Below are 1019 nucleotides of genomic sequence, written 5' to 3' on the forward strand. Positions count from 1 at the left end.
CGCCGTGCGGTCTGGCTCGACCGACAGGAGATCCAGCTCGAGGTCGGACGCGAGGGCGAGGCGATCGCGGTGCGTTTCGTCGATGCCGCCGGCAAGGCCGGCAATGCGCATCTGTTGCAGTCGCCGTGGAAGCCGGGCGATCCGGTCTGGCAGGGCACCATCGACGGCCATTTCGTCGCGGTGCAGACGCGGCCGATTCCCAATGGCATTCGTCTGGCGCATCAGGGCGTCGAGGTGCCGGTCTATGTCTGGACCGAAGCTGAAGCTGCGTCCGCGCGCTTGATGCCGGTGACGACGGCCTCCGACAGCGGCAAGAAGCTGCTCTGTCCGATGCCCGGCCTTGTGGTCTCGATCGCGGTGACCGAGGGGCAGGAGGTCAAGGCCGGCGAGACGCTCGCGGTGGTCGAAGCCATGAAGATGCAGAACGTGCTTCGCGCCGAACAGGACGGCACCGTGAAGAAAGTCCACGCCAGCGCCGGCGCGACGCTTGCGGTGGACGCGCTGATTTTGGAGTTTGCGTAAGGATGTGAGTGGGGCGGGCGGTCCGTCCCCCAACCACCGTCATTGCGAGGAGCCCTTCGCGACGAAGCAATCCAGTCTGTCTCCGCGGGCGCATTCCTGGATTGCTTCGCTTCGCTCGCAATGACGGAGTATGCTGTGGCCTCCGTGACCTAACCGAGACAGCACCATGGCCTTTCGTTCCCGCCGCGAAAAACTGCGCTCCGTCCTGTCGGGCGCAACTTGTGTCCATCCCGGCTCGGTGTACGACGCCATCTCGATCCGTATCGCCGAGGACCTCGGTTTTCCGCTCGGCATGTTCGGCGGTTCGGTCGCCTCGCTCGCGGTGCTTGGCGACCCCGACATTACCCTGATCACGCTCACCGAGCTCGCCGAGCAGATGCGGCGGATGTCGCGCGCCTCCGCGCTGCCGGTGCTGGTCGATGCCGATCACGGCTACGGCAATGCGCTCAACGTGCGCCGCACCGTGCAGGAGCTGGAGGCGGCGGGCGCCGCCGGTC

Annotated in this window: 2 protein-coding genes; both read left to right on the top strand. The window is 66.5% G+C overall.

The annotated features are described in order from the left end of the window. Positions 1-522, top strand: a 522-nt coding sequence (locus MOV75_RS39475) for a biotin/lipoyl-containing protein (RefSeq protein WP_247008248.1), incomplete at its 5' end; no start/stop codon positions are given. Positions 523-688: 166 nt separating this feature from the next. Further along, a partial coding sequence (locus tag MOV75_RS39480; RefSeq protein ID WP_247008250.1) for an isocitrate lyase/phosphoenolpyruvate mutase family protein occupies positions 689-1019 on the top strand: 331 nt, incomplete at its 3' end.

The organism is Bradyrhizobium sp. PRIMUS42 (assembly GCF_023006515.1).
Taxonomy (GTDB): Bacteria; Pseudomonadota; Alphaproteobacteria; order Rhizobiales; family Xanthobacteraceae; genus Bradyrhizobium.